The organism is Pseudoalteromonas luteoviolacea DSM 6061, from assembly GCF_001625655.1.
Taxonomy (GTDB): domain Bacteria; phylum Pseudomonadota; class Gammaproteobacteria; order Enterobacterales; family Alteromonadaceae; genus Pseudoalteromonas; species Pseudoalteromonas luteoviolacea.
Genome location: NZ_AUYB01000098.1, coordinates 91,744 through 118,180, shown reverse-complemented (window position 1 = coordinate 118,180; position 26,437 = coordinate 91,744). Strand labels below are relative to the sequence as shown.

The following is a 26,437-nucleotide window of genomic DNA, read 5'->3' as shown; positions in this document are numbered from 1 at the left end:
ATGTGTTCTCTATTACCAAATTAGATTGCCCAATCTTAAATCCCTTTCTAAGCTTAAACGAGCGCCGTAAGACAAAAATTAATTTCTATTGTGAAAGTACTACTAGTGTTTTTACTGTGCTGCGGTTGGGTTGTTAGTGGCAGTGAGTTTATAAATACTAGCCAAACCAATAAGTACGTAAACCTCAGCTCTCAAAGTAAATATATACAGGACAATAACTTTGGTATTGTTGACGTACTGTCATTGCCTAAAGCAGCTTGGTTCGAAAACAACGCCGACAATTTAAACCTAGGCTACACAGCTCAAAGTTACTGGGTAAAAGTCAACTTTGTATTACCTAAAAACACGCAGCCCCACATAATTGAAATAGCTTACCCAGTATTGGATAGCCTCAAGCTTTACTTGATGGCCGAAGACACAGTAATCAGTTATGCAAAGTTAGGCGACAAACAAGCATTTTCAGATAGGCTGATTCAACACCACAACTACTTGGTACCAATAGAATCAGATATATCTGGCGCACATGCTCTATATATAAAAGTTAACTCTTCAAGTGCCCTTCAATTGCCAATTCGTCTATGGACTGTACAAAAGTTTTATGAAACTGATCAGTTCAATATGTTGTTTTTAGGCATTTATTTTGGATTAATGAGTGTTATGGCAATCTATAACTTGCTCATGTACTTCTCTTTACGGGATAAGACCCAACTCTACTATGTTGTCTATGTAAGTGCGATTATCGCTTTTTATATGAGTTTGTCTGGGCTTGGGTTCAGATACCTTTGGCAAAACAGTTTATGGTGGAATGATCAATCTATTTTATTCTTTCTAATCGCAGCCGTATTAGCTGGTACGTTGTTTATTGTCAGGCTGCTAGAGCTTAAAAAAAATAGTAGAACGCTATACTACGGCTGTGTCTTCATCGCAGTCATTGGCATCATGCTATTGTTTTTATCGATGTATTTTTCGTACGGCGTTATGATCAGAGTCATCATCGTATATGCATCTCTGGCATGTTTATGGGGAGTCATAACCAGAACTGTTAGGCTATTCGAAGGTTCTCATTTTTCCACATATTATTCGCTTGCTTGGAATGCCGCTTTATGTGGAGGTATCATTCTCGCAGCAAATAAATTCAACTTTTTGCCTAGCAACTGGTTTACAGAACACGCATTGACCATTGGTACTTCAATCGAAGTTGCCTGTTTATCTTTCGCCATGGCTGAACGTATTAATTCTGAAAGAAAGAAACGCTTTATTGCACAAGCAAAGAGTATGTCAGAAATAAGAAAAGCCAATCAATTACTTGAAATTGAAGTGGAGTCTAGAACGAGAGAGCTTCAAGATGCATATGATAAATTAAAGCATACATCTAGAATTGATGAACTCACACAAGTTTTCAATCGCCGCAGTCTCAATGAAGCGCTTAATACAGAATGCTTGCGAGCCAAAAGATTTGGTCACTCAATAAGCGTTCTAATGGTAGATATAGACCACTTCAAAAAGGTCAATGATACATATGGCCATCAATGTGGCGATAAGTGCCTCTCTCAGGTTGCCAATGTATTGAAAGGTGCGTGTACCAGAGCGGGAGATACAGTAGCTAGATACGGCGGCGAAGAGTTTTGTATTTTATTGCCGGAATGCAATGAACATGACGCATTGGAACTTGGAGAAATCATTCGCAAGCGAACGCAAGCCACTGCTGTAAGGTTTGAAGACCGAATGATAAAAATGACGGTAAGTATTGGTGTTACCACTGGATGGGGACGTGACCTAGAACCCCACAAGCTTATAAAGCAAGCAGACTTGGCACTCTATTTTGCAAAACAACATGGCAGAAACCAAGTATCATTAGGCTCTACATTAGATACATAGCAAATGGCGAGTCCTTAACCCGCCATTTGAGTTTAGTTAAGCTAAGCTCGCTGATGGCTGTTCAGAAGTATATTTAGAGCAATACCAAATGCTATTTTTTTCTCCTTCGTATACCCTTTTCTTGACCTTTTTCGCAGCTAACATACTCGCAATTGCAAAGCCAATGGACCCAATTTCGACCCCATAATCAGATGCAGACGTTGGTAACCAAATACCAGTTTGCGGTATAAAGCCAATCAAAGAGGTTATTGGTATCATCAAACAAAGTGCCGCAAGTCCATAAAACCCAAAAATGCTAAATCTTGCAGCACCAAATTTGAACGCAGTAAGTATTGAAGTCAGGAAAAGAGCGTAATAGACCCACATGTACGCGACATTGATATTCCAATCGCCGAGCATTAACCATTTACTCGCAGCAAATGCCCCGGCAATGCCAATTGCGCAACCCAAGCAAACACCCGCAGTAAGATTTGCCATAAAGTGACTAGACTTGCTTTGCTCAGTACTTTGCTTTTTACGGCGTTTCTCCAACCAGATTAAGTTACCGCTATAGAATAAAAACGCACCACCAAGACCCATAATAAAGTACAACCAACGCCCTAGTTCCCCACCATAACTGCCAAAGTGCAGGCCAAAAAACGTTGTTACAACAGCCCCCCAAATGCCCTGTTGCCCATTCCCATTAGTTACACTGCTGGTATCAATTTCCAAAGTATATGGATTCATAAATAAAAAATCATTGTGTGGACCTCTCATAAAAGATTTGTCATTTACTATCGAAATGCTTGCAGAGGGATGCTCTCCAGTTAACCCCCGAAAATTGATGCTAAGGATCGAAAAACCGGGCGCATATTGAGCTACTTTGGCATGAATCTCATTTAAAGTAGGCAAATCTTCTAGTTCATAACGAACTTCATGGTGTTTATCCTCACCTCCGAAAAGCGGTTTATTACCATAAACTTGACTTAAGCCACTGTAAAATAAATCATGAAATGAAAAAACAACTACGGTTATCGCTATAATGATATGAAATGGTAAACTGGCGATACCGACTAAATTATGACTGTCTAACCAAAATCGATTGGCTCCCTTTTCTTTTCTTAATGCAAAAAAACTCTTCACAAGACTAGGTAACAAGAAGATGAGGCCAGACATTAACGCAATAAAATATAAAAACGCAGCAATACCTAAAATGTAAACTCCAGCTTGGTCATGACCTATTTCTCCCACAATGCCTGCACTGCGATGTAAATAGTCAACTAACATAGAGAGTTCATTAACGTGTTTTAGTTCCGTAACTAGCTGTCCATTTTCATCCAAAGTGCCATGCCACATTTTATCGTCGAGGGAAAAACCACGAGCTGAACCACTGCCATACCAGTATATGGGCGAACTATTAGATTCATAGCTAATCGTGACATTTTTCACGGTCTCAGGATAGTCAGCAAAAACTTGGTTTAAAAGCTCATTATGTAGTTCAGGGCGTATTTGTTGCAGTTGATAATCAGGAGGCGTTGCCCAATCGTCTATCGCGTTACTAAACATAGTCAAAGAGCCGGCAAAAAAACCAATAAATAGCAATAGCCCAGCGGTTATCCCGGTCCAAGTATGTATCGTTTGATAGGTTCTCAAAACATCCGATTTTATCTTCATAGCATTTCCCTTAATATCGCAATGATTATGAGAGATGTGCAGGCTGCTCCCCCCAACCAAGTCCAGGCTTGTCGACTTGTTTTAAATAAATACACAAAGCTCAGTATGAGTAGCCAAATTGGAGTAATAATCCACATGTTAAATTGCGTTTTCCATAACCTTTGTTCTTCTGTAATTTGCTGAGTTAGTCCATCTGGACCGAGCCAAGCAAAGATACCGACGATACCAATACTTAGAAAAAAACCAGCAAAGATACCTGCCAAAGTTTTACCCCACCAATGCGGTTCTATTTTTTTGCAATTCATAAACTTAACTCCTTTTCAGCAATAAAATTGCGAGAGGAATGAAAAATAGAGCTACCATTAAAATCATTAAAAACAGGAAGATGCCTGCTGACAATGTGAAATAAAACAGAGCATTAATAACACCTAAAAATATCAACCCTAAACCAACCTTTTTTAAATTTTGGTTAAGTGGTTTGTTCAATAAGCGCTGATGGCGATTAGCTAAATACAAAAATAACGTACCTGTCACTACAAAAAGTACGATAAGAAAAGAATACAAGTGCGAGCTCCCAGTCCTTAGTAGTCATATTAGAGTCATAGAGCAATTATATACATAATAGGAACTAGAGTGCACGACAAACTGTAGTGATAATGGTTTTTATTTGTATTAATTAAAATGAATCAATGCAGTATCAGGATTTCAAAATTGAAAACATATAAGCCAATATATCGAAGTCGTACAAGTTGGACAAAAACACAATCAAACTGAACTTTTAGAAAATGCAGATACCTTGTCTAATTCAAAACTTTTATTAACTTTCATCGTCATTCCGCCGAAATTTGAAAGCGATGCATGTGCTTGAATGTTTATAGGGTCAACTGACTTATCAATAAACTCAACTCTTGCTACTCTAATAAATGTGACCAATACAGTAAGTATTTCCCGCAACGCAAAGTGTTGGCCAATACAATTTCTGTGGCCTGCGCCAAAAGGGATATATGCACCCTTTTTATAATCAGCTCCTTCCCATCTTCGTGCATCAAATTGGCTCGGTTTATTGAAGTTACTCTCTAGTCGCTGTACAACAAAGGGAGAAATAAAAACTCTATCATTTTTTTTAAACTCAAAGCCGCCTATCACAACGTTTTGTGCCGCTTTTCTCGCGCCAATAAGCCATACAGGCGGAAACAGCCGCAGTACTTCTTTTATAAAGGCATGGGTTTTGGGGTAGTTGCTCAGAGTAAGCGGAACGTCTGATTTGGTACCAATAATTTCTTGGTAGACATTTTGCGCTTGCCGTTCAAATTTAGCTAAACAATACCAACTCCAGAGTAAGGTATTTGAAGTAGTTTCATGACCGACAATAAAAAATGATACAAGATGATCTTTTATATTTTCGTTTGTCAGAGAGTGTCCCGCATCATCTGTAGCCTCCATTAACGAGGACAATAAGTCGCCATGATCCTTCAAAGGCATACTTCGTCTTTTAATAATTATCTCTTCAACAATATCATCAATGACTTTTCTCGCCCTTTTGATCTGTAAATTTAGCGGTGAAGGAAACCACGCTGGAAAGTTAACAAACCCTTCGAAATTTTTACTAACCAGTGCATTTAACTTGCTGATAGATTTGGACACATCTGTTGTTCTTTGTAAATCTTCTTTATCTAACCCAAAGAGTGTTTTGCATGTTATTTGAAGAGATAAACGTTCCATCTCTCTTGCGATGTTCACCGTTTGCCCATGGTTCAACTTATCAATACTGTCTTGAGCATATTTTTCAAAAATCGTTTGATAGCCAACAATGCGGCGATGCATAAAGGAGGGTTGTGCAACTTTCCTGAGTGGCTTATGTGTCTGTTGATCTGCCGTAACAATACCTTGACCTACAATCTTACTCAAGATGTCTGTATCCCTCTTTGCCTTGGGAAACAGCTTAACTTGCGCGATTAACATCTCTTGGATTATTTCAGGGTTTGAAATCAAAACCACTTTGAATGGACCAAGTTTAAATTGTAAAACGTCGCCAAACTTTTCAGCGAGACTGAGTAAAAAAATAGCCGGGCTTTGCATGAAGGTTCGCCCAAGTGACTTTACTTCTTGTTTTGAAACAACAGGGATCTTATTCATTTTCTAATACAGTATTCGTTATCGTATCAAACAGACATTTGATGTGTGCCTTTACTTGGGACTCTGTTATGTTTGCCGGGTTATATTCGATTAAAAAGTCAATATGATCAACACCATGAAAATTAACAATATTGAGTTGTAAAGGCAGGATATGATGTAGGTGCGACTCGTAGCTAAAAGATTCTGGCAATCCCGGTTCTTCACTCAGTTTTTCAAGTTCTAAATAGCCAAACCTGAACTCACTTAAAGGCATAGGACTCGGAACGTTGAGCTCATCGTATAATAACTCTGGCGGTAACTTTTTATGACGATATGCCTGCTTTAGCTGAGCAGCGACCTTTTTTGTGAGTTCTATTATCCCCAGTTCTATTTCTATATCAAACTCATGGACTAGCATGTTCGCTTTAAAAACAATGAGATCTGATTCATTTTTCTTTCTACCATGAACTGGCAAACCAATTCTTATTCGGTTGCTGTCTTTTAGAGGAAAATCGATATTCAATTGCTTCATCCATAGTGTCAACAGGAAGGTAGAGAGATTTACTTTTTGGCGGCTGATACACTCGGTCAAGCCCTGAAATTTTTGTCTTGGCAACGAAAACTGAATTGCCTTACTCTGATGTTTATTGGCTTTAGAAAATAGCCTATATTCCATTGGCTCACTTAAGTGTGACAGCCAATAAGCTCTATCTTTTTCATATTGTTTAGAGTTTAAGTATTGTAACTGCTCTTTTGCCAAGTCAACAAAGCTGACAGTTGTATTTTGTGGCAAGGTGCCATTTTCGTAATACTCCACGATCTGCCTTAGGTAAGCAAATGCACTATACCCATCACAAATTAAATGATTAGCCAGAAACACCAACCAAACTTTGTCATTAGGTAGTAACAGTAATTCATTTCTATGAAGCGGAAAATTAAAAGGACTAATTGGTATAGTAAACAACCTTATTATCGTATCATTTGCCCTTTGAAATGCCTGCTTTTCACTGAGCTCTGATAAATCAGTAACGAGAAAGCTCGGATCTTGCTCATCACTTTCGTGCTGAACTATGCCCTGCGCTGTTTGTGCGAAATAGAGCTTAAAACTTTGATGACAAGCCATAATCTCGCGTTGAGCGTTAATCAGTTTTTGTGAGTCAATTTTTTCAAAACGGATCACACCACCTACATTTGCGATAGGTAAATCTGGTGTATTTGAGCAAAAAGACAACATCATATTTTGTAACAGCGTAATTGGTATATTTTTCATATCTTTTTAGTTTAGTGTCAACCCGCCATCAATTTTGATGACACTGCCTGTAGTCCAAGGCTGGTTTAGAAGGTTTATAAGTACGGAAGCGACTTCATTGGCTTGTCCCAAGCCAAATGGATGTATTTGTTCGAGCTGCTCTAGTCGATGTTTTTTATCTAAATCATCAGCTCTTGGTTTTACGAGCATAGAGGTGTTCACGCAGCCAAGAGAAACTGCGTTGACTCTAATTTTTTTTTCTGCGCCGGCTAAAGCTGACGCTTTTGTGATCTGCTCAAGCCCGGCTTTAGATGCGCTATATATAGCACTAGTAGATATCGGTTTCTCCGCTAGAGTAGAACTAAGAAGGAGAATAGAGCTCTCCTTTGGCATATGCATAATGGCTTGCTCGCACAAGATGAATGCTGAAATTAAGTTCACATTTATTTGCTCAATCACTGAGCTTAGCTTTGTACTGCCAAATTGTTCGTGGTGACAGACACCAGCCGCATAAACCAAGGCATTAATTTCTCCAACACTTGCTTGAATTGATAAAAGCAAATCGGCTACTTCATCTATTTTTGATAGGTCACAACTCCAAGCAGTAAAGTTAGCATAGCTATTTAGTTCGTGCGTTGAGTTTATCGACCTACTCAACCCTACGACATTGTGCCCTGCTTTTAACAACAATAGACAGGTTTCATAACCTATTCCCGAGCTAGCGCCGGTAACTAAAACTGTTTGTTTCATGCACCAGCCTCACCAGTAAATTCTTTTGACTTAAGATCATCTTGAAGGTTTGCAACGATAATTTCGTCACTGGGTATAAACTTGGGAGAGTCTATACAAAGCACTGTTGCTACTTTATCGCCCCGATTTTGGTACCCGTGAATAACCCCTTTTGGCCAAGAAAACGCGTTGCCCGCTACTATTGGCTTATTGTCCAAATACAGCCCACTGTCCAAAATGAGTTCATGCTCTTCCATCTCCAGATGTATATGATTAGGTATCGATTTTCCCGGCTCGATATTCAGCAGATATACGCCAAACTGTGCTTCTTCAAATAAGATATCGACTTTGCCAAAAGCCTGAGACTCAAATTCAACATGCCCTCTTACGAAACTTTTATAAAAAGGTATTTCATCCGTTTTAAATTTGATTTCTATCTCAGCTTGTTCAATGCAATTACTCCTGCAAAACACTAAATTAGCGGTGATGTCAGAAAGTTTTTGAACGGTAATCGTTGCAATGTTCTCACACAAAAAATGTAGTTGTGCTTGGAGTTCCATTCGGTTCAAGGAAGAAAATGAATTTTTGGAACGTAAATCAATACAGATCTCACCGACATTGGCAATAAACAGAGCTATTGACTGGTTAGAGCACTGCATAATTACCTCCTAAAGATTGTGTTTGGCTGATAGCAACAGGAGGAGTTTTGAACAGTTGCTTTGTTAGTAAGTGAAACGCCCTGGCACGAGGTATCAGCATATCCCTTTGAGGTAAAGCATATTCAGCTAGCGTTTTCGTCCCACCAGAGGGAATAAAAATAGGTTCAAACCCTATATTATTTTTACCTTTTGCGCGCCAACTGATAGTGCCCCATACTTCCCCTAAAAATGAATAAACAGGACCATCAGGAAAAGCCAGGCTCAAGGCACATACCATGCTAGCTCGTCGATTATTCACCGATTCTAAACGTTCAAGCACATGATCTATTGCTTGATTGTACCCACCTGCCTGCCTCGCCCACCTTGCTGTATGTAAACCAGGTTGGCCATTGAGTGCATCAATACACAACCCGCTGTCGTCTGCTAGCGCTGCACACCTACTTATGTTGGCTGCACTTGTTGCCTTTTGTTCTGCGTTTTCAATAAACGAATTGCCGCTTTCCTCGGGTTCAGTTAACCCTAGCGATTTAGAAGAAGTTATATCCTTAGAGTATGGCTTCATTAGGTTATACAACTCAGAAATCTTACCGCAATTATGGCTTGCAATCACAAGGTGTTCGTACATAAGTTGGTGACTCATAGGAGTCCTCAAATAGGCATAAAAAGATGTAAACCTGAGATTAGAAAGGAACTGTGGAAGAAATATGTAAACTTGATGTTTAAAATATTAAGTTATATAAACCAAGATCTCTGTTAACGCCGCACCTGTATAGGTAAAGTCAACAGAGACCTCATTTATTGAAGTTAAAATTGACTCTAACTTCTTTAGACAAAAACTTTTTGAAAGGAAAACAAACAAAATAAAAATTAATAAGTGTCTGGGTAAACATAGCAGTGAAAAAGTAAACGAATCTGAAGTTTTCAGTTATTTCATACCCTCTTAATATAAATTGCGCAAAGCAAAGCGTCAGGTTACTTATTAAAAAATACGCAAAAACTTTTGATGTAAAACAGACTTTTATGCGGGTTAATTTATGCAGTGCAAACAGAGAGATCGCAACAAGTGTTGAAACACTCATTTTGGCCATATAAAAAACTTTTCTTCTTTCTAAGTAGTGTAAATCTAGTGAGATAATAAACCTATCAACAAAAAGGCTCACAACCCAATTTATTAATACAAGAAACACCACTAAGCTCCAACACATTTGCTCGTGATATCTCAATTCAGCTTTGCTTTCACGACCAGTATTAGTGGACTGCTTATACCATTTCAAGAAAAAATATGGCAAAAATAAAAAGAGTAGGAATATAAATATGCAATTTGCATAGTAAGATGTACTCCTAAATAATTCAAACGAATCTAGCAAACCAGCTACCCTAATCCAAATCGTTTACGCTAATGGACTTAATTGCACCATGAGCAACATGGAAAATAATAGTAACAAAAACAAAGAGAAACGCAATTGAATAGATGTTATTTGTTTACGAGTTCTAAAAAATTTCAATAGCTACAACAATGGCGTTGTTAAATTTATAGAATAGCTAAAACAACTGAAAGAAAATTTACGAACAAACACAATGTTAGCGCAAGTATGCTTTAGTGGAAACAACCTAAATTGGAAAGTGTATTATGAATAAATATTAAATTAATGCAGTTCGTAAACTCAATAAATAAACCCTGAAAATACAGTAAAGGTTGAGGCCAAGCCGTTACTGGCAAAGCCCCATCATACTGTAAATATATCAACTTCGTTTTTTAAAATCTAAAACAGTCGCATTGATGCAATATCTATCTGTGCCATTTGGTCCTTCTTTTTTGAAAACATGCCCTAAATGTATACCTGATGATTTTGAGCGTATTTCAGTCCTTACCATCCCGTGACTTAAATCTTTGTGATATGTCACACTATTTTTTACCGGATATTTAAAAGATAGCCAACCAGTTCCAGAGTTAAACCTATCTTTTGTATCAAATAAAGGGGCACCGCTCAACTTGTCAACAAACACTCCATCAGGTGTATTTTTGAAGATATCGTATTGCTTACAAAAAGGCCTTTCAGTTCCCTTTTGGAATGCTATATCAAATGCTTCTGAGTCTCCTAGCTTAAATGCGCCAAGTACTTTATAAAATGTTTCGCGATCCATGTACCCCTGAAAACCCTTAACTTCTTTTCCATTTTCAATCAGGATAATGGTTGGAGTTGCCCAAGTAGCAGACATTATATCTAGCCCTTTCAACTGATCAGCATATCGATAATGCAGTGGAATCGACCCTTGGTAATCATTTACAACTGTACTTTTAAACTTTTCGCAGTAAGGACAATAACTTCTCGAATCTAGAACAACAATATGCTTTCCCTGTGTCAGTTCGCTGTTGTCCACAACTGCTTCAGTACTTGCTTGGTCAAATGTCACCCCGGTACTGTGATCTGGACAATAACCATTGGGGTTTTTAGCTAGATAATTCTGGTGGTACTCTTCAGCAGGGTAAAATCTTGTTAATGGCTTGATTTTAGTCTGTATATCCCCATATCCGCTTTTTTGTAGCAACATTTGATATTCAGACTTAAGAGAAAAGGCTGTTTCTTTTTGCTCATTATTCTCAAATAAGATAATTGACCGATATTGCGTTCCTACATCGTTACCTTGACGATTTTTTTGCGTTGGATCGTGACTTTCAAAATACGCCTTAAGTAGCTTTTCTGTTGAAAGCATATTGGCGTTATAAGTGACCTTAACTACCTCTGCATAATTGTTATTATCAAATCGCCTTTGCGAGCTGATGATGTTTTTGTAGGTTGCTTTAAAGCCTTTACCATCAGCATAACCCGACTCAGCATCAATCACACCTGTCATTGCTTCGTAGCGCTTTTCAGGCCCCCAAAAACACCCCGAACCAAGCACAATACTCTGTACATTTACACTCGCATTGTCCATTTTGGGTTTTGGCATCTCAGTGCCAAAAGTACTAAAAGTGAAACCGCCTAGTAAAAAAGCAACTATCAGATTACTCTTCACACATATGCTCCTTAATTTTGTTTATCTGACTAATCAGACCGTATAGCGAGAAATTCCATTTCAATTTCTCTTTGTAATTTTGGGCTCAAATCTTACTTTGACCAATTGTTAAAGCTAAACCATGAGGAATTACACGTGTTACCTCATATTTTGTTATTTGAATTCATCTGCCAACAACAAATACAATTGGTTGCTACAATCAACACATAACCAATTAGGAGTCGCTGCCCTTGCAACTCACCCTAGAATCCGAGCAGTTCAACGACATTCAATTAATATGCTATTGAAAATAAGGTAAAACGTTGTCACTCAATATCCAGAGGATTTTTATAATGTCTATTATTTCTCGTCTTTCAACTGTTGCTATTGCATTAGGTGCTTCACTATCTGCGCACGCAGCTGATATTCAATTCACTTCAAAGCTACAAGATGCAAAGTCATTGGTTGTTTTTAAAGCCGAAGACCAAAAAGCTTCATTCAAGTTTTTAGACAAAGCAACTAGAACACAACTGTCTAAAGCGATAGAAACAGAAAACTTTGAAGGTAAGTTTGGCAAGACTGTAGAAGTAATAGCTCCAGTTTCCTCTGACTATGCGCGTATTTTAGTTGTAGGTCTTGGTAAAGAAGACGAGCTAAATGCTAGCAAAATGACAAAGTTAGGTGGCAACCTGCACGCTAAACTTGAAGATAAAAAGTCGGAAACAGTTGCAATTTCTTTTGAAAGCTTTGAAGGTGAAGTTAATAACTCTGAACTAGCAGCGCAGCTAGCTCACGGTATTAACCTGCGAGACCATACTTTTGAAGTTTACAAAAAGGAACCAAATACTTTTAACATTAGTTACAGCATAGACGTAGATAGCAAACGTAAAGCGGCAAAAGAGTATTTAACACTTGAACATATTCAATCAGGCGTATTTTTGGCACGTGATTTAACATCAGAAATCGCGTCTGAAATGACACCGGTAGACTTTGCAAATGCTGCAAAGCAACTTGAACAATACGGCGTTGAAGTAAAAGTATTAGAACCTGCTGAAATCAAAGAACTTGGTATGGGTGCTCTAGAAGCAGTTGGCCGCGGTAGTGCACAAGGGTCTAGACTTGTTATCGCACACTACAAAGGAAACAATGACACCCCAATCGCATTAGTTGGTAAAGGTATTACGTTCGATTCAGGTGGTTACAATGTTAAAACCGGTAAATCTATCGCTCTAATGAAAGTAGACATGGCAGGTGCTGCGGCTGTACTAGGTACGGTGCAAGCAATGGCAAAAGCTAAAGCTGACGTCAACGTTGTTGCAGTTATGCCTATGGCTGCGAACATGGTTTCTGAAAATTCGTTTGCACCAGGAGACGTATTACGTACAGCAGAAGGACTAAGTGTTGAAGTTCTAAATACGGATGCCGAAGGTAGATTAATTCTAAGCGATGCCCTTTGGTATGCACGCCAGTTCTACAAACCTGAAATTATGGTCGACTTAGCAACACTAACTGGCTCAAAGATCAGAGCGGTAGGCAACAACTATTCGGCAATTTTTTCTGAAGACGACCAATTAGTTAAAGAGTTTACACTGGCGGGTAAAACTGTAAATGAACAGGTGTGGCGCCTTCCACTTGGTTACAAAGACGCATTAAAGTCAGATATTGCAGACTTAACTAACATAGGTTCTTATGGGCCTGGTGCGACAACAGCGGCAACGTTTTTGCAGCAATTCGTTGGCGACACTCGCTGGGTTCACATTGATATTGCTGGAAATGCAATCTCTAAAAAAACCAAAGACGAGGTGCCTGCAGGCGGCACTGGCTATGGTGTAAGAATCCTAAGTGAGTGGCTGTTAAGCGGCAACTAATCTAGCTAAAAAGGCCATGCTAAATGCATGGCCTTTTTGTATGTGTTATACCCTTTTATCGTATGGTCACACTTCTTCCAAAAATGTATATTGAACGCGCAAGAAAAATGTAATGACAACGTAAATATAATTATAAAGTCGTGTTCTAATCACTGTAAAGACTATTGAATGACAAACAACAAGACCTATATATTGGGCGAACGTGCACTCGTTATAGAAATTGCCCAATCGACCCTTACACCACAGCAGCAAAACAAGTTATTTGCTCTACACACTTGGATGCGCGAGCAAAAGGTATTTATCGATATAGTACCTGCGAAAACAACCATTACCGGTTACTTAATGCATTCACAAGACCCAGAGTTTTGGCTAGAGCAAATGCAAGTAGCTTGGGAAAACATCGAACCACAAGAGTTCAAACCGACTACACACGAAATTATCACACATTATGGTGGTCAATATGGCCCGGATTTAGAGGAAGTAGCACAGCTATTAACCTTGTCTGCGGCACAGGTTATCGAGTTACATTCATCTTGTACTTATCAGGTTAAGTTTTTAGGCTTTTTACCTGGCTTTGCCTACTTAGGTGACTTAGATAAACAGCTTCAGCTGCCAAGGTTGGCTTCCCCACGGACACATGTACCCAAGGGTTCTGTGGCTATTGCAGAAGACCTTACGGCCATATATCCGAGTGAATCTCCAGGAGGCTGGAGACTCATTGGTCACACAAGTACAAATTTATTTGATCATCAATTAGACACACCTAGTATTTTTCAACCGGGAGATATTGTGAAGTTTATACCCAGCAAGGAGAGCGCATGTTAAAAACTCTTAAGGGAGGCATTCAAGCTTGCGTACAAGATTTAGGTCGTTCAGGTTACAGGCATTTAGGCGTTTCTCAAGCAGGTGTACTAGACCCTCTCGCAATGCAATATGCAAATACATTATTGCATAACCCTGAATACACATCAGTAATTGAAATCACAGTAGGTCTTTGCCAATTCGAGTTTTTATTGGATACAAATTTTTCGATCACTGGCGCAGATCTAGGCGCTAAATTGAATGGACAGAACCTAGACAGTAATTGGCGGTATGCTGTAAAGGCTGGAGACATACTCAGTTTTAGTTCTAGCAAGGATGGACTAAGGGCCTATTTAGCAGTGCAAGGGGGTTTTCAATTAGATGCTGTTCTTAATTCCTACTCTACAGATCTTCAAGCTGGGTTTGGAGGTTTAGCAGGTCACCAATTAAAAGATGGTGATGTACTTAGCTACGAGTCATTCCCCCCACTGTCTAAAGTTGGGGCTGCACTGCCGAAATATAACAATAGAATTAGAGTGTTAGAAGGCCCTCATTGTGAATTGATTGGCTCATCTAAATTACAAACATTCATCGCGCAACAATGGCAAGTTCTTCCGCAAAGCAACAGAATGGGTGTTCGACTAGAAGGCGAGCAAGACTTAAGTCATACACAAAGTATACCCAGCCAAGCTGTAATGCCGGGCATCATTCAATTGCCCCCTAACGGAAAACCCATTATTCTGGGTAATGATTGCCAAACCACCGGGGGATACCCAATCATTGCACAGGTGATCGAAGCAGATTTAAGACATCTAAGCCAGTTGGTCGCAGGGCAAAGTTGTACATTTGAGCTTGTGACAAGAGAAGAAGCCAAACAAGCCACCGAGCTTCAGGCTAAGCATCTAGCTCAGCTCAAGATCGCCATAAACAATAACGATAAGAATACAAAATGAGTGAACTTAATTTATTACCCCTAACGGGGATACTTGTTGTCGTATTAGGCTTTGCCTTTCGCTTCAACCCATTACTCGTAGTCACTGCTGCTGGCCTAATTACTGGCTGGGCAGTTGATTTAAACTTTGCTGAGTTGCTAGCCACATTTGGTGAAAAATTCATGAACTCGAGACAGCTGGCAAGTTTTCTTTTGATCTTGCCTGTCATCGCAATTTTAGAGAGGTATGGTCTACAAAATAGAGCCAAAAGCTGGATAGCTAGCATTAAAGGCGCCACCACGGCTCGTATCTTAAGCGTTTATTTCGTTGTTAGGGAAACCTCAGCTGCCCTTGGGTTGCTCAGCCTAGCAGGTCAAGCACAAACGGTACGACCATTATTAGCGCCTATGGCGCTTGGCGCTGCTGCCAATGTACACGGCGATTTACCTAAAGAAGTCAAAGATATGATCAGCGCACATTCAGCAGCTTGCGACAATATCGCGGTGTTCTTTGGTGAAGATATATTTATCGCTTTTGGCGCTGTACTTTTGATGGATGCGTTCTTAAAAGAAAACGGTATCGCAGGCATCGAACCGTTACATATTGGCTTATGGGCCATTCCTACAGCTATCGCTGCGCTGATTGTTCATTTATTTAGACTCGCACGACTCGAAGCAAAAATTTGTAATAAGATTGCCGAGCTTAGGAATACCCCTACAAATTACAGTGATAAATCAATCGACAGTAAGGAAACAGCATGAGCGCAGTAAGTACTGGTGCACAACAGGCTCAGCCAGCAATACTATCAATTGATAATATTTATTTGTTGATCGGCTTTGTTGTGTTGTTCTTGGTAGTTAAGACTCTACAAGATAAAAAGCACCCAAAACGCTTAACTACAGCGTTATTTTGGATGTTGTTTGGCAATGTCTTTTTATTTGGCGACTTATCGATTGCTCTGTTAGGTGAAACAATCACCTATCAATGGGTTGGGATCAGTGTATTGCTTATCGCTGCCCTAGCCGGTTTGGGCTTGGTCTCAATGGGTACTTACAACATGCCAAATGACGAGGAACTTGAAAAACACGCACAGAGTATAGGTAACAAATTATTTGTACCTGCTGTTTTAATACCTATTATTACTGTCGTATGCACTCTGTTTTTGGGCGGACTTAATTTCGGCGGGATATTTTTACTCGACCAAAACCATTTAACACTGGCATCACTTACCCTCGCTTGCGGTGGCGCTTTGCTTGTTGCATGGAAGTTTACATCTGGAAGCCCGTTTATGGCGCTAAGTGAGTCAAGACGATTAGTCGACTCGATTGGTTGGGCCGCTATTTTACCTCAAATGCTCGCTATGTTGGGTGGCGTTTTTATCGTTGCTAATACTGGTACTGCCATACAAGACATTGTGACGCTGTTTATCTCACCAGACAATCGGTTTATGCTTGTCGTGTTGTACTGCGTAGGAATGGCACTGTTTACAATGATAATGGGTAATGCTTTTGCTGCATTCCCTGTAATGACAGCTGGCATCGCGGTGCCATTTTTGATCCAAGGACATGGCGCTAGCCCGGCCCCACTCGTAGCAATTGGAATGTACTCAGGCTATTGCGGTACTTTAATGACCCCAATGGCTGCTAATTTTAACATTGTACCTGCTGCACTTTTAGACTTAAAAGACAAATATCAAGTTATCAAAGTTCAAATACCAACTGCAATTGCGCTGTTGATTATAAATATCTTCCTCATGTATGGAGTGATTTTTAATGACTAATACAAACCATCCTACGGTTTTGATCACTGGCTTTGAGCCTTTTGGTGGAGAAAAAGTAAATCCTTCATGGCAAGCCGTACAGCAGCTAGAGGGGCTGATAATTGAAGGCCACATCGTAATTACAAGAGAGCTTCCTTGTGAATTTGATACATCTTTAGAAGCGCTATACAACAACATTGCCCTACACGACCCTGCACTTGTTTTGTGCGTAGGTCAAGCTGGGGGCAGAAGCGATATTAGTATTGAGCGCATTGCTATCAATATCAATGATGCTCGTATTCAAGACAATGCAGGCCACCAGCCAATAGACACTCCTGTAGTTAAAGGCGGGCCAGATGCCATATTTGCCAAGTTACCAATTAAGCATATGCTATGGGACTTACATGAAGCACTGATCCCTGCCAGTATCTCAAATACAGCAGGGACTTATGTTTGCAACCATGTTATGTATGGGCTTTGTCATTACATTGATAGTCACAAACAAAACTTAAAAGGCGGTTTTGTCCACATCCCCTATTTACCAAGCCAAGCAGTGCACCACAGTGGTGCACCAAGCATGACACAAACAACCGTTATTTCTGCGCTAAAATCCATGATTTCGTCCGCTTTAAGGCACGATCAGGATCTCGCAATTGCAGCGGGAACTACACACTAACCTCACATATACCGTTTTGGTGCAAACAAGCACCAAAATGGTCTTACTTTCCCTTTCTTTAGTTGCTAATTTTGTGTGTGACTTATACAAAGTTTTCTGATAGTTATATCTTTAAAGCAGTTAAAAAATATCACTACAACCATACTGCTGCGTATAAATAAATCTATGTGGTACATCATCATACACAAACAGGAATGAGGGTAATATGTGTTCAATATTTGGTGTTTTAGAACTAAAAAGTTCACCGGACAAGTTAAGATCGCAAGCAATTGAAATGTCAAAAAAGTTAAGGCATAGGGGGCCCGACTGGTCTGGTGTTTACTCCAGTGACAAGGCTATATTAGTCCATGAAAGATTAGCTATAGTTGGTGTTTCAAGCGGTGCCCAGCCTTTGTACAACCCAGAAAAAACCAACGTTTTAGCCGTCAATGGGGAAATTTACAATCACAAAGATTTAGCTGAAACCTTAACGGTGCCATTTGAGTTTCAAACTGAGTCTGATTGCGAAATCATTTTAGCCTTGTACAAACAGAAAGGCCCTGAATTTTTGGATGAGCTAAATGGTATTTTTGCGTTTTGTCTTTACGACGAAGAAAATGATGCATATTTAATTGGCCGCGATCATATTGGGATCATCCCTCTATACACAGGTAGAGATCAGCACGGTAACTTTTATGTTGCCAGTGAGATGAAAGCACTCACACCAATTTGCAATCAAATAGAAGAATTTCCCCCTGGCCACTATCTATATTCAAAAGAAGGATCTTACCATAAGTACTACCATCGGGACTGGCAAAGTTTTGATTCTGTTAAGGACAACCCTGCCAGTGTGCAAGATGTAAAAAATGGGTTAGAGTCTGCGGTTAAGCGCCAGCTAATGTGTGATGTGCCCTACGGTGTATTGCTTTCAGGTGGACTAGACTCCTCTGTTATTTCAGCTATAACGCAGCAGTATGCAGCTAAACGAATTGAAGACAATGACGCCAGTGACGCTTGGTGGCCTAAACTTCACTCCTTTTCAATTGGTTTAGAAGGTTCGCCTGATTTAGCAGCTGCACAAAAGGTTGCGGATCGTATAGGTACTATTCACCACCCAATCCATTTTACAGTTCAACAAGGTTTAGATGCCCTGCGAGAAGTGGTATATCACCTAGAAACGTATGACGTGACGACAATTCGCGCCTCAACCCCCATGTATTTAATGGCTAGATGTATTAAAGCTATGGGCATTAAAATGGTGCTATCTGGTGAAGGTGCAGATGAGCTATTTGGTGGCTATTTATACTTCCACAAGGCGCCAAATAGCAAAGAGTTTCATGAAGAACTCAATCGCAAGGTGTCAAAGCTGCACATGTTTGATTGCTTACGTGCAAACAAATCAATGGCTGCTTGGGGCGTTGAAGCACGCGTCCCATTCTTAGACAAAGAGTTTGTTGATGTTGCGATGCGTACCAACCCCGAATATAAAATGTGTAAAGATGGCCGTATCGAAAAACACATTATCCGAGAGGCGTTTGACGGTTATTTACCGGATGATGTGTTATGGCGACAAAAAGAGCAATTTTCGGACGGTGTTGGATATTCTTGGATAGACTCATTGCGAGAGTATGTTGACGGACAAGTTTCGGATCAAGACTTAGCGAATGCACATTACCGCTTCCCGATTAATACCCCTGACAGTAAAGAAGCATTTTTTTATCGCACGATATTTGAAGAGCACTTTCCAGGAGAAGCAGCGGCTAAATGTGTCCCCCACGGTAAATCTGTCGCGTGCTCCACTCCTGAAGCATTAGCTTGGGATAAGAGCTTTGAAGAAAATGCCGACCCTTCAGGGCGTGCAGCTAATGTACACAACGACGCATATCACAGCGATTAAGATTTGGCCTGCAAAACACCATTGCAGGCAACCTTTTATCATAACCCTGTTTATTGTCGGTGTTTATGTCCTTTGTAAAGTAATAAACTAGCGTAAATCTAATTTAAAGAGAAAAACATATGATTGAACAAGGCCAAAAGATTCCTGCGTCAACCTTATCTGAATTAACGGCAGAAGGCATGCAAACGCTTTCAACAGACACCCTATTTGCAAACAAAAAGGTTGTTGTATTCGCGGTTCCTGGCGCTTTTACGCCCACTTGCTCAGCGTCACACTTACCGGGCTTTGTCACATTGGCCGACAAAATCAAAGCGAAAGGTGTCGATGAAATTTTCTGTGTATCTGTAAACGATGCATTCGTCATGAAGTTTTGGGGCGAGGCACACAATGCAGATGAAATTAGAATGTTGGGCGATGGTGATGCAAGCTTCACAAAAGCACTTGGTTTAGAAATGGACACAGAGGGATTTGGTGGTGTGCGATCACAGCGCTATGCAATGATTGTAGAAAATGGCGTTGTAACACAGCTGAACTTAGAAGCGCCAAAATCTTTTGAAGTCAGTAAAGCTGAGGTTATTTTAACGCTTCTATAAGCCCATCCAACAGCCACTTTGCGTGATTGAGTGGCTGTTTCATTATTTCATGTTGGCCACGTAAATGAGGCCAACATGCACCGCTCACATTTGGTATAAATAGAAGTGTTAAACTTAGGTATTTCACTTTGTCTTTTACCTTTTTACGCATATAACTGTGGCACGTGACGAGCTGAGGCTTTGTACATTAAAAGGCTTATTCGGCATGGATTAATACTTCCCAAGTGCTTTGTATCAATTAAACAAAGGAAGTGCACAATGATTCACTTTACTTAGTTTGGCTTCGCCATCAGGTAAGCAACCCAACAAGTTAAACTAGATGGCACATTTACGCTCGGTCATCTTTAGTTGACTCCATGACGACATGAGTCGTAATGTTGCTAACTTGGGGGATTGCCCCAAGCACATCTGCATGAAATGCTTTGTACGCTTGCAAATTGCGCGTTTCCACCCTTAATAAGTATTCAAAGGTGCCTGTGACGTTGTGGCACTCTTTCACCTCTAACGCACGTTCAATTGCTGCTTCAAATGCGCTTTGCGACTCCATTGAGTGATCTCTTAATCCAACACCGACATACGCAATAAACTCAACGCCTAATAAGGCACTATCTAAGACAGCCCGATAACCCTTGATAAGTCCCTTGGATTCCAACTCTTGTACTCGGCGCAAGCACGCCGAGGGGGAAAGCCCTATCTTTTCTGCAAGGTCTACGTTTGAAATGCGACCATCCACCAAAAGCGCCTGCAATATAATTTCGTTATATCTATCCATAGCCACCATTTATTGTTTTATTGGTTCAATTTACCAGCTAATACGCTGAACAATTGTGCATCAATACGAATAAAATTGCTCTAACAATATCCAAAGAGTATACACAATGACTATAGAATTGCTATCTGCTTTCGCACTATTTGCATTTGTATCTTCAATTTCACCGGGCCCAAATAATTTAATCCTGTTGAGTTCAGGCATTGCTTATGGTACCAAACGGAGCCTCTCTCTGTTATTTGGTATCAATATTGGGTTTATGGCCATGATCTTGGCAATCGGTTTGGGTATTGGAGAACTGTTTGCGACTTCACCTAATCTATATACATGGTTAAAGTGGATAAGTACTATTTATCTGTTATATCTAGCCTACAAAGTGGCTCGTTCATCAACCATCCAAACTCAGCAGCCTCATAAAGCCCCCATGACTTTTACTCAGGCCGCACTTTTTCAATGGGTCAACCCCAAGGCTTGGTCCATGGCATTATCTGCGATTGCAGTATATGCGCCTTCCACCAGCATGGAATCGACAGTACTTATTGCCGCCGTTTTTGCGGCAATTAATCTACCTTGTATTTTATCTTGGTTATTGGCCGGCGATAAGCTCTCAGAGCTTCTTAACGATGAAAAGAGCGTGCAGTATTTAAATTATTTCCTGGCTCTATTGCTGGTTGTTTCTGTACTTCCTACAATATTTTGAAACGGCCAGTGATTATCGTAGAGGACGCTCACTATCGAGCGCCTCTAAACTACCCAGTTGACTATCCCAATGGCTAACCGCTTGTTACAAACTATCCTGACTACGCTTCAAAGGCGATACACTATAGTGATGGCAATTCTTCGGCCACCTTTGATTAATCACCTATCTTTTCCATAGGTACACTTAAAGTGCGCTAGATGCCCACCTGAAAATATTACTTATCGACTTTTGTAACGTACTCATCGGCTGCACAACAAATGAATTGAATACCATTTTCTGCGCCTCTTCACTTTGCTGAAGCTTTGCATTTAATGTGATTAAGTCCTGCACTGATAGCGGGAGTGCAGTTTCGTTAGGCTGATAAGTGGTGCCTATGGGGTAATATTTTCCAGGTTCTTGCGACATTTCGATATGGCCTCCTAAGATCACCTTAACTTCATTTTGTTTTACAAATTCAGTCAGCTTATTAATGCTTTGCCGGTATGCTTGCCAATCTTTTACGTAAATCAAACCTGGGTATAATGTATCTCCTGTAATGAGCCATTTATTATTGTGATCATAAATCGTGATGGCCTCTTCCTGATGCCCCGGTGTCGGTATTAACGTAACTTTTCTGTCGCCCAAGTCCAAAGTAACTTGTCCATGCGGCCAATCATTCACCCCTAAAAACTTGATTACCTGATCTAGTTTTGGTGCGATCACTTGGGTGTTGTTCAAGCCCAGAAAACTTGAGTCGCCTTGATGATGATCGCTATGACTGTGCGAGTGGAGCACTATGACTTCTTTATCTTCAAAGCTACTGTGCTTCATGATTTCTTTTGTCGCTTTAGCAAAAGAAAAACCGCTTTCATCAGGCAACGCACCAGTATCGATTACCAGCACTTTCTCACTGCCTACTAATACATAACTAAATGGGGCCTCAAATGTCAGGCATTTGTTCTGTCGAACAATAGTTGAGCGAGTATCGTAGTGAAAAACATCTAAAACCGGATGATTATCTTGAGCACAATCTTCAGCGCCATGATGCCAAGGTACTGCACCTAATGACAAAGCAGCCGGTTGATGTAATTTAAACGTTGGCCGCTCAAGCAGTTCTGATTTTCACATACTTGTGCTACTACACCCAGATATGAGTAGGCAGGTAAAGAGCGCTTTTATTTTCATTATTAGTCCTATTTTTCTTATTCGGATTACTTATTCCTCCCCAGCAAAAATAACTTGGTTTCTTCCCGCTGCTTTAGCACGGAATAATGCCATATCTGCATCATCAAACAATTGCTGAGGGTTGACCTCTTGGTCCGATGCCCAAGTAGCGCCTCCTATACTGACAGTAACAAACTCGTCTTTACCGCCACTATGCGGTATTTCTAGTGCTCGTACCGCTGCTCGAATATCCTGTGCGATACTCGTCGCAGTTTTTTGACTCGTATTGGGCAAAATAATGGCAAATTCTTCTCCACCTATACGTGCTAACAAGCCTTTTTTAACTCTTAACTTACTTGATAGTGCTTGGCAGACATTTTGTAAGCAATAATCACCGAGCTGATGACCATAATGGTCGTTGTATTGCTTAAAGTTGTCTACATCAATGACCAATAGGCAAAAGCTCGTCTTTTGCTTTTGCGCTAATTCAAAGGTTTCTGCCATTACTTGCTCGTAAACCCGCCTATTCGCAATTCCGGTCAATGGATCTAAACTGGCAAGTCGCAGCAACTCGTCCTCTCTAGCTTTAAAGTGTTTGCTTGTATGGTCTAACAAGTAGTTATAGGTCATACACAAAGAAGCGTTATTAGATCCATGCTCCACATTGAGATGCTTTAGACTACTTTCACTATTTGCAATTTTGTCGAACTGTTCCATCAAATCAATGAGCTCATCTTTCATGCCATGCTCACCAAAATTCAAACCAATAGTTTCCGTTTGGGCTGAAACACGTAAAGGATGAATCTGATTAACTAGCCATAAAAACCCAAAACCAATAGAGCAAACCCAAACCGCGCAAGCAAAAACGCCTGTTAGTTGTACAATAAGTTGTTCTGTGTGGGTATTAAGCTGTAATTTTTCTAATGGTACAAATAGAGCGACAGAGATTGTACCCCAAATTCCCCCACCTAAATGCACTGGAACCGCACTAACTACATCATCTATATTTAATTTTTCCAGCAGATCAGCCAACAGAACACTAATGCATCCGGAAATCGCCCCAATGACGATTGCCGAAGGTAAATTGACTAAATCTGCACTGGCTGATATTGCGACAAGGCCGGCTAATAGCCCATTGAGCACATAGCGTATCCCTTGCATCGAATGTAAATTCCAAGACAATAAGAGCGCACTCACGCCACCAGCACATGCTGACAGTGCCGTATTTGAAAATACCCTTGCAAGCTCTGTACTAGGACTACTTACACTCCCTCCGTTAAATCCAAACCAGCCGATAAACAACAAAAACGTACCTAGAGCTGATAAAGGTAGGTTTTGACAAAACATTTCTTTTGGTTCACCTTCTCGGGTGAACCTACCGAGTCTCGGCCCAACAATTATCAGCGCTATCAATGCTATCCAACCGCCCACAGAATGAACAACTGTCGCACCTGCATAATCGATGAAACCAAGCTCTAATAACCACCCTAGCGGGAACTGCTCAAAGTGCTTTCCGTGCCAAATCCAATGACCAACCACAGGGAATAAAACAGTAGCGGTAAGAAAAGAACAAATTATGTAACCAGAGAATCGCATTCGTTCAGCGACAGCCCCCGACAAGATGGTCGCTGCGGTACCACAGAACATCATTTGAAACAGGAAATAAGCTAAAACAGAGGGATCATCAAAACTGTCTAATGCAAATTGGCTCGTACCAAAATAGCCATTTGCACTTGCACCATACATGAGCCCATATCCAATCAACCAAAAACAAACACCGCTTATACAAAAATCAGCAACATTTTTTAAGGCAACATTGATATTATTTTTGTTACGAACTAGGCCACTTTCTAAACAGGTAAACCCCGGTTGCATTAGTAGCACAAGCGCTGTACATAATAGCGTCCATGTAATGGAGATTGTTTGTGGGTCTATCTCGATGTTTTGCAAAGATACCCTAGCCTGTTAATTTGAGGAGTATTAAAGGAGCTTAGCCAAGCTCCTTTAATTTCTCCACTTGTACTGGGCTTTATATACTTTCTCTATGTAGTTTGGATACTTAGATGCTATTTGCCTTTTCGCGCTTCCACCCAATTGTTTACGCGCTTCTCCAGAATTGACAGAGGCATACCTCCACCACCAAGAATCGTGTCATGGAAACCTCTTATATCAAACTTGCTACCAAGCTCTTTCTTGGCATTTTCACGCATTTCTAAAATCTTGTTCATACCAATCTTATATGATGTAGCCTGACCAGGCATAATCATATAACGATGCACCTCAGAACGAATTGACGTTTCTTGAATCGGTGTATTTTCTTTGAAATACGCCACAGATTGCTCTTCTGTCCATCCTTTGGCATGTATTCCTGTGTCAACTACGAGCCTGACAGCACGCCACATTTCATTAACTAGGCGGCCGAAGTCACTGTATACATCCTGATATGCGCCCATTTCTTTCGCCAATAGCTCCGAGTATAAACCCCAGCCTTCTGAATAAGCGGTAAACATGGCTTTGGTCCTAAATTCAGGGATCCCTTCTAGCTCCTGAGCAATAGACAATTGCATATGATGGCCAGGGTTACCTTCATGATACGCAATGGCTTCCATGTTGTTTTTTGGCATGCTCGTCATGTCGATTAGATGTGCGTAATAAACGCCTGGTCGTGACCCATCTTTCGTGCCTGGCATATAATGCTGTGCAGCGCCAGGGCGCTCTCTAAATGGCTCTACCCTTTTAACTACCAGCTTAGATTTAGGCAAAATACCAAAATAGTCTGGTAACTTTTCATTAATCGTGTCTAGATAGGCAATCGAATCATCAATGTATCCTTGTCTGCCTGCATCATTGTTTTCATAAAAGAATTGCTCATCGGTACGGAAGAATTTAAAGAAAGCTTGAAGGTCGCCTTCAAATTGAACCTGGTCAACAATTTTAAGCATCTCTTTTTTAATTCTAGCAACTTCTTCTATGCCAATTTGATGGATTTCATCGGCAGTAAGATCTGTAGATGTTTGGTTAGCCAGTCGGTAATTATAAAACGCCTGACCATTTGGTTGTTCGCCAACCCCATAACCATCTTGTTGCTTGAGGTTTTTGATATCTTGTTCAAACCAACTTACTATTTGTGAATAGCTCTGTTTGTATTCTTTTATTAAAGCTTTTTTAGTATCTTCAAGTAAGCGGTCTGCTACAGCCTGAGTAATCACTTTGTTTTCAACCAACTTGGCAACTTTACCTTTTGCATCGGCCCATAGCGGTGCATCTTTTTCGCTTTGTGTGAAAGGTGCCCCTGTGATCATCGCTTTTGACTGTTCAATCACACCATCATATGCAAACTTTGGTGGGCGAACTCGTGACTTTGCCCGCTCTTGTGTTTGTGATAGCAGTTCATTCAAAGCGTTTGAAAGTGCAATTAAACGCTTATTGTAATCTTCCATATCTTGTAGAGTATCCACTTTGTGGAAATTCATCATAAATGTCGTTGCCCAAGATTGGATGCCGTACATATGCGTAAATATGTAGCTATTGTTTATAAACTCTTGCTGCTTTTTCTGCTGCTCATACTCGTATATCCAGAGGTCATAAGATATTTGAGCTTCGGCATCAAGCTTACTGTAATCAAATTGTGACCTTAACTCTGCAACAGTACCAGCTAGCCAAGCTAGTTGACGTCGAGCGCCTTGTATCGTCACATCGTCAATTTCGCTGTATTTATCTTTTCGACCGTACATAGTCATGCGCATTGGGCTCATTTGTAGCTGCTGTTCATATTTTTCAGCAAACCATTGATTTATTCTTTGTGTCTCTTTTTCAACGCTACTAAGCACCACAGGTGCTTCTTGGTGCGTTTGCTGGTTAATATGGTTTTGTGACACTTTAGCCTGACAGCCTGCTAGAACAGCGACCACTGACAGCGCAACCAAAGATTTATACATTTATTATTCTCCTGACTCTTTTTTAGATACAGTAATGTTAAAACTGCGACTCGCCAATACCTAACCTGCTGTAAAATGTAACGAATCATTAAAGTTGAAATA

At 40.3% G+C, this 26,437-nt stretch carries 22 protein-coding genes; 10 read left to right on the top strand and 12 right to left on the bottom strand.

Translation table 11 applies throughout. The features are described 5' to 3' along the window. Nucleotides 1-90: 90 nt before the first annotated feature. Nucleotides 91-1,878 (top strand): sensor domain-containing diguanylate cyclase, encoded by a 1,788-nt coding sequence (locus tag N475_RS09265; protein ID WP_081215965.1) that lies wholly within the window; start codon nucleotides 91-93, stop codon nucleotides 1,876-1,878. A 36-nt stretch (nucleotides 1,879-1,914) separates the two neighbouring features. Here the strand turns inward: N475_RS09265 and N475_RS09260 are convergent, their stop codons facing one another. From N475_RS09260 to msrA, 8 genes are all read right to left on the bottom strand, one after another. After that, nucleotides 1,915-3,531: a PepSY-associated TM helix domain-containing protein gene (locus N475_RS09260; protein WP_063365100.1), complete on the bottom strand. Its 1,617-nt coding sequence runs from the start codon at nucleotides 3,529-3,531 to the stop codon at nucleotides 1,915-1,917. Further along, entirely contained in the window at nucleotides 3,528-3,836 is a 309-nt protein-coding gene (locus tag N475_RS09255; RefSeq protein WP_063365099.1) for a hypothetical protein, read from the bottom strand. Before N475_RS09255 ends, N475_RS09260 begins: the two co-directional genes overlap by 4 nt. Nucleotides 3,837-4,296: 460 nt before the next feature. Continuing rightward, the gene (locus N475_RS09245; RefSeq protein WP_063365098.1) at nucleotides 4,297-5,667 is read right to left on the bottom strand and encodes a cytochrome P450; all 1,371 of its coding nucleotides are present in this window, start codon (nucleotides 5,665-5,667) and stop codon (nucleotides 4,297-4,299) included. Then, complete coding sequence (locus tag N475_RS09240) at nucleotides 5,660-6,916, bottom strand: condensation domain-containing protein (RefSeq protein WP_063357616.1); 1,257 nt, start codon at nucleotides 6,914-6,916, stop codon at nucleotides 5,660-5,662. Before N475_RS09240 ends, N475_RS09245 begins: the two co-directional genes overlap by 8 nt. A gap of 6 nt (nucleotides 6,917-6,922) precedes the next feature. Beyond that, nucleotides 6,923-7,645 (bottom strand): SDR family NAD(P)-dependent oxidoreductase, encoded by a 723-nt coding sequence (locus N475_RS09235; protein WP_063365097.1) that lies wholly within the window; start codon nucleotides 7,643-7,645, stop codon nucleotides 6,923-6,925. Continuing rightward, nucleotides 7,642-8,283 (bottom strand): cupin domain-containing protein, encoded by a 642-nt coding sequence (locus N475_RS09230; RefSeq protein WP_063365096.1) that lies wholly within the window; start codon nucleotides 8,281-8,283, stop codon nucleotides 7,642-7,644. Before N475_RS09230 ends, N475_RS09235 begins: the two co-directional genes overlap by 4 nt. Continuing rightward, complete coding sequence (locus N475_RS09225; RefSeq protein ID WP_063365095.1) at nucleotides 8,270-8,923, bottom strand: non-canonical purine NTP pyrophosphatase; 654 nt, start codon at nucleotides 8,921-8,923, stop codon at nucleotides 8,270-8,272. The genes N475_RS09230 and N475_RS09225 overlap by 14 nt, the downstream gene beginning before the upstream one ends. Nucleotides 8,924-10,026: 1,103 nt before the next feature. Beyond that, nucleotides 10,027-11,235 carry a peptide-methionine (S)-S-oxide reductase MsrA gene (gene msrA, locus N475_RS09215; RefSeq protein WP_063357657.1) on the bottom strand — a complete coding sequence of 403 codons (1,209 nt, stop codon included), beginning with the start codon at nucleotides 11,233-11,235 and terminating at the stop codon, nucleotides 10,027-10,029. A 398-nt stretch (nucleotides 11,236-11,633) separates the two neighbouring features. On the opposite strand from msrA, the gene N475_RS09210 reads away from it, so the two are divergent. From N475_RS09210 to N475_RS09175, 8 genes are all read left to right on the top strand, one after another. Then, a complete protein-coding gene (locus tag N475_RS09210; RefSeq protein WP_063357611.1) occupies nucleotides 11,634-13,148 on the top strand; it encodes a leucyl aminopeptidase in 1,515 nt (504 codons plus the stop codon). A 168-nt stretch (nucleotides 13,149-13,316) separates the two neighbouring features. Further along, on the top strand, nucleotides 13,317-13,973 hold the full coding sequence (gene pxpB / locus N475_RS09205; RefSeq protein ID WP_063357610.1) for a 5-oxoprolinase subunit PxpB: 657 nt from the start codon (nucleotides 13,317-13,319) through the stop codon (nucleotides 13,971-13,973). Next, nucleotides 13,967-14,902, top strand: a complete 936-nt coding sequence (locus N475_RS09200) for a 5-oxoprolinase subunit C family protein (protein ID WP_063357609.1) — start codon at nucleotides 13,967-13,969, stop codon at nucleotides 14,900-14,902. The genes pxpB and N475_RS09200 overlap by 7 nt, the downstream gene beginning before the upstream one ends. Further along, nucleotides 14,899-15,642, top strand: coding sequence for a DUF969 domain-containing protein (locus tag N475_RS09195; protein ID WP_063357608.1), 744 nt, complete (start codon nucleotides 14,899-14,901; stop codon nucleotides 15,640-15,642). The genes N475_RS09200 and N475_RS09195 overlap by 4 nt, the downstream gene beginning before the upstream one ends. Further along, nucleotides 15,639-16,661, top strand: coding sequence for a DUF979 domain-containing protein (locus N475_RS09190; RefSeq protein WP_063357607.1), 1,023 nt, complete (start codon nucleotides 15,639-15,641; stop codon nucleotides 16,659-16,661). The genes N475_RS09195 and N475_RS09190 overlap by 4 nt, the downstream gene beginning before the upstream one ends. Further along, on the top strand, nucleotides 16,654-17,316 hold the full coding sequence (gene pcp / locus N475_RS09185; protein ID WP_063357606.1) for a pyroglutamyl-peptidase I: 663 nt from the start codon (nucleotides 16,654-16,656) through the stop codon (nucleotides 17,314-17,316). The genes N475_RS09190 and pcp overlap by 8 nt, the downstream gene beginning before the upstream one ends. Before the next feature lie 205 nt (nucleotides 17,317-17,521). Beyond that, nucleotides 17,522-19,192 (top strand): asparagine synthase B, encoded by a 1,671-nt coding sequence (asnB, locus tag N475_RS09180; RefSeq protein ID WP_063365094.1) that lies wholly within the window; start codon nucleotides 17,522-17,524, stop codon nucleotides 19,190-19,192. A 119-nt stretch (nucleotides 19,193-19,311) separates the two neighbouring features. Further along, nucleotides 19,312-19,785 (top strand): peroxiredoxin, encoded by a 474-nt coding sequence (locus tag N475_RS09175; RefSeq protein WP_063357604.1) that lies wholly within the window; start codon nucleotides 19,312-19,314, stop codon nucleotides 19,783-19,785. 328 nt (nucleotides 19,786-20,113) lie between these two features. Here N475_RS09175 and N475_RS09170 read toward each other — a convergent pair whose 3' ends face one another. Continuing rightward, on the bottom strand, nucleotides 20,114-20,566 hold the full coding sequence (locus tag N475_RS09170; protein ID WP_063357603.1) for an Lrp/AsnC family transcriptional regulator: 453 nt from the start codon (nucleotides 20,564-20,566) through the stop codon (nucleotides 20,114-20,116). A 97-nt stretch (nucleotides 20,567-20,663) separates the two neighbouring features. Between N475_RS09170 and N475_RS09165 the strand changes: the two genes are divergently transcribed. Then, complete coding sequence (locus tag N475_RS09165) at nucleotides 20,664-21,254, top strand: LysE family translocator (RefSeq protein WP_063365093.1); 591 nt, start codon at nucleotides 20,664-20,666, stop codon at nucleotides 21,252-21,254. Nucleotides 21,255-21,437: 183 nt separating this feature from the next. Here the strand turns inward: N475_RS09165 and N475_RS09160 are convergent, their stop codons facing one another. The 3 genes from N475_RS09160 to N475_RS09150 form a co-directional block, all read right to left on the bottom strand. Continuing rightward, nucleotides 21,438-22,304, bottom strand: coding sequence for an MBL fold metallo-hydrolase (locus N475_RS09160; RefSeq protein WP_227008408.1), 867 nt, complete (start codon nucleotides 22,302-22,304; stop codon nucleotides 21,438-21,440). 144 nt (nucleotides 22,305-22,448) lie between these two features. Then, on the bottom strand, nucleotides 22,449-24,347 hold the full coding sequence (gene amt, locus N475_RS09155; protein WP_211270610.1) for an ammonium transporter: 1,899 nt from the start codon (nucleotides 24,345-24,347) through the stop codon (nucleotides 22,449-22,451). Between the two features lie 116 nt (nucleotides 24,348-24,463). Beyond that, a complete protein-coding gene (locus N475_RS09150) occupies nucleotides 24,464-26,335 on the bottom strand; it encodes a DUF885 domain-containing protein (RefSeq protein ID WP_063365092.1) in 1,872 nt (623 codons plus the stop codon). Nucleotides 26,336-26,437 lie beyond the last annotated feature (102 nt).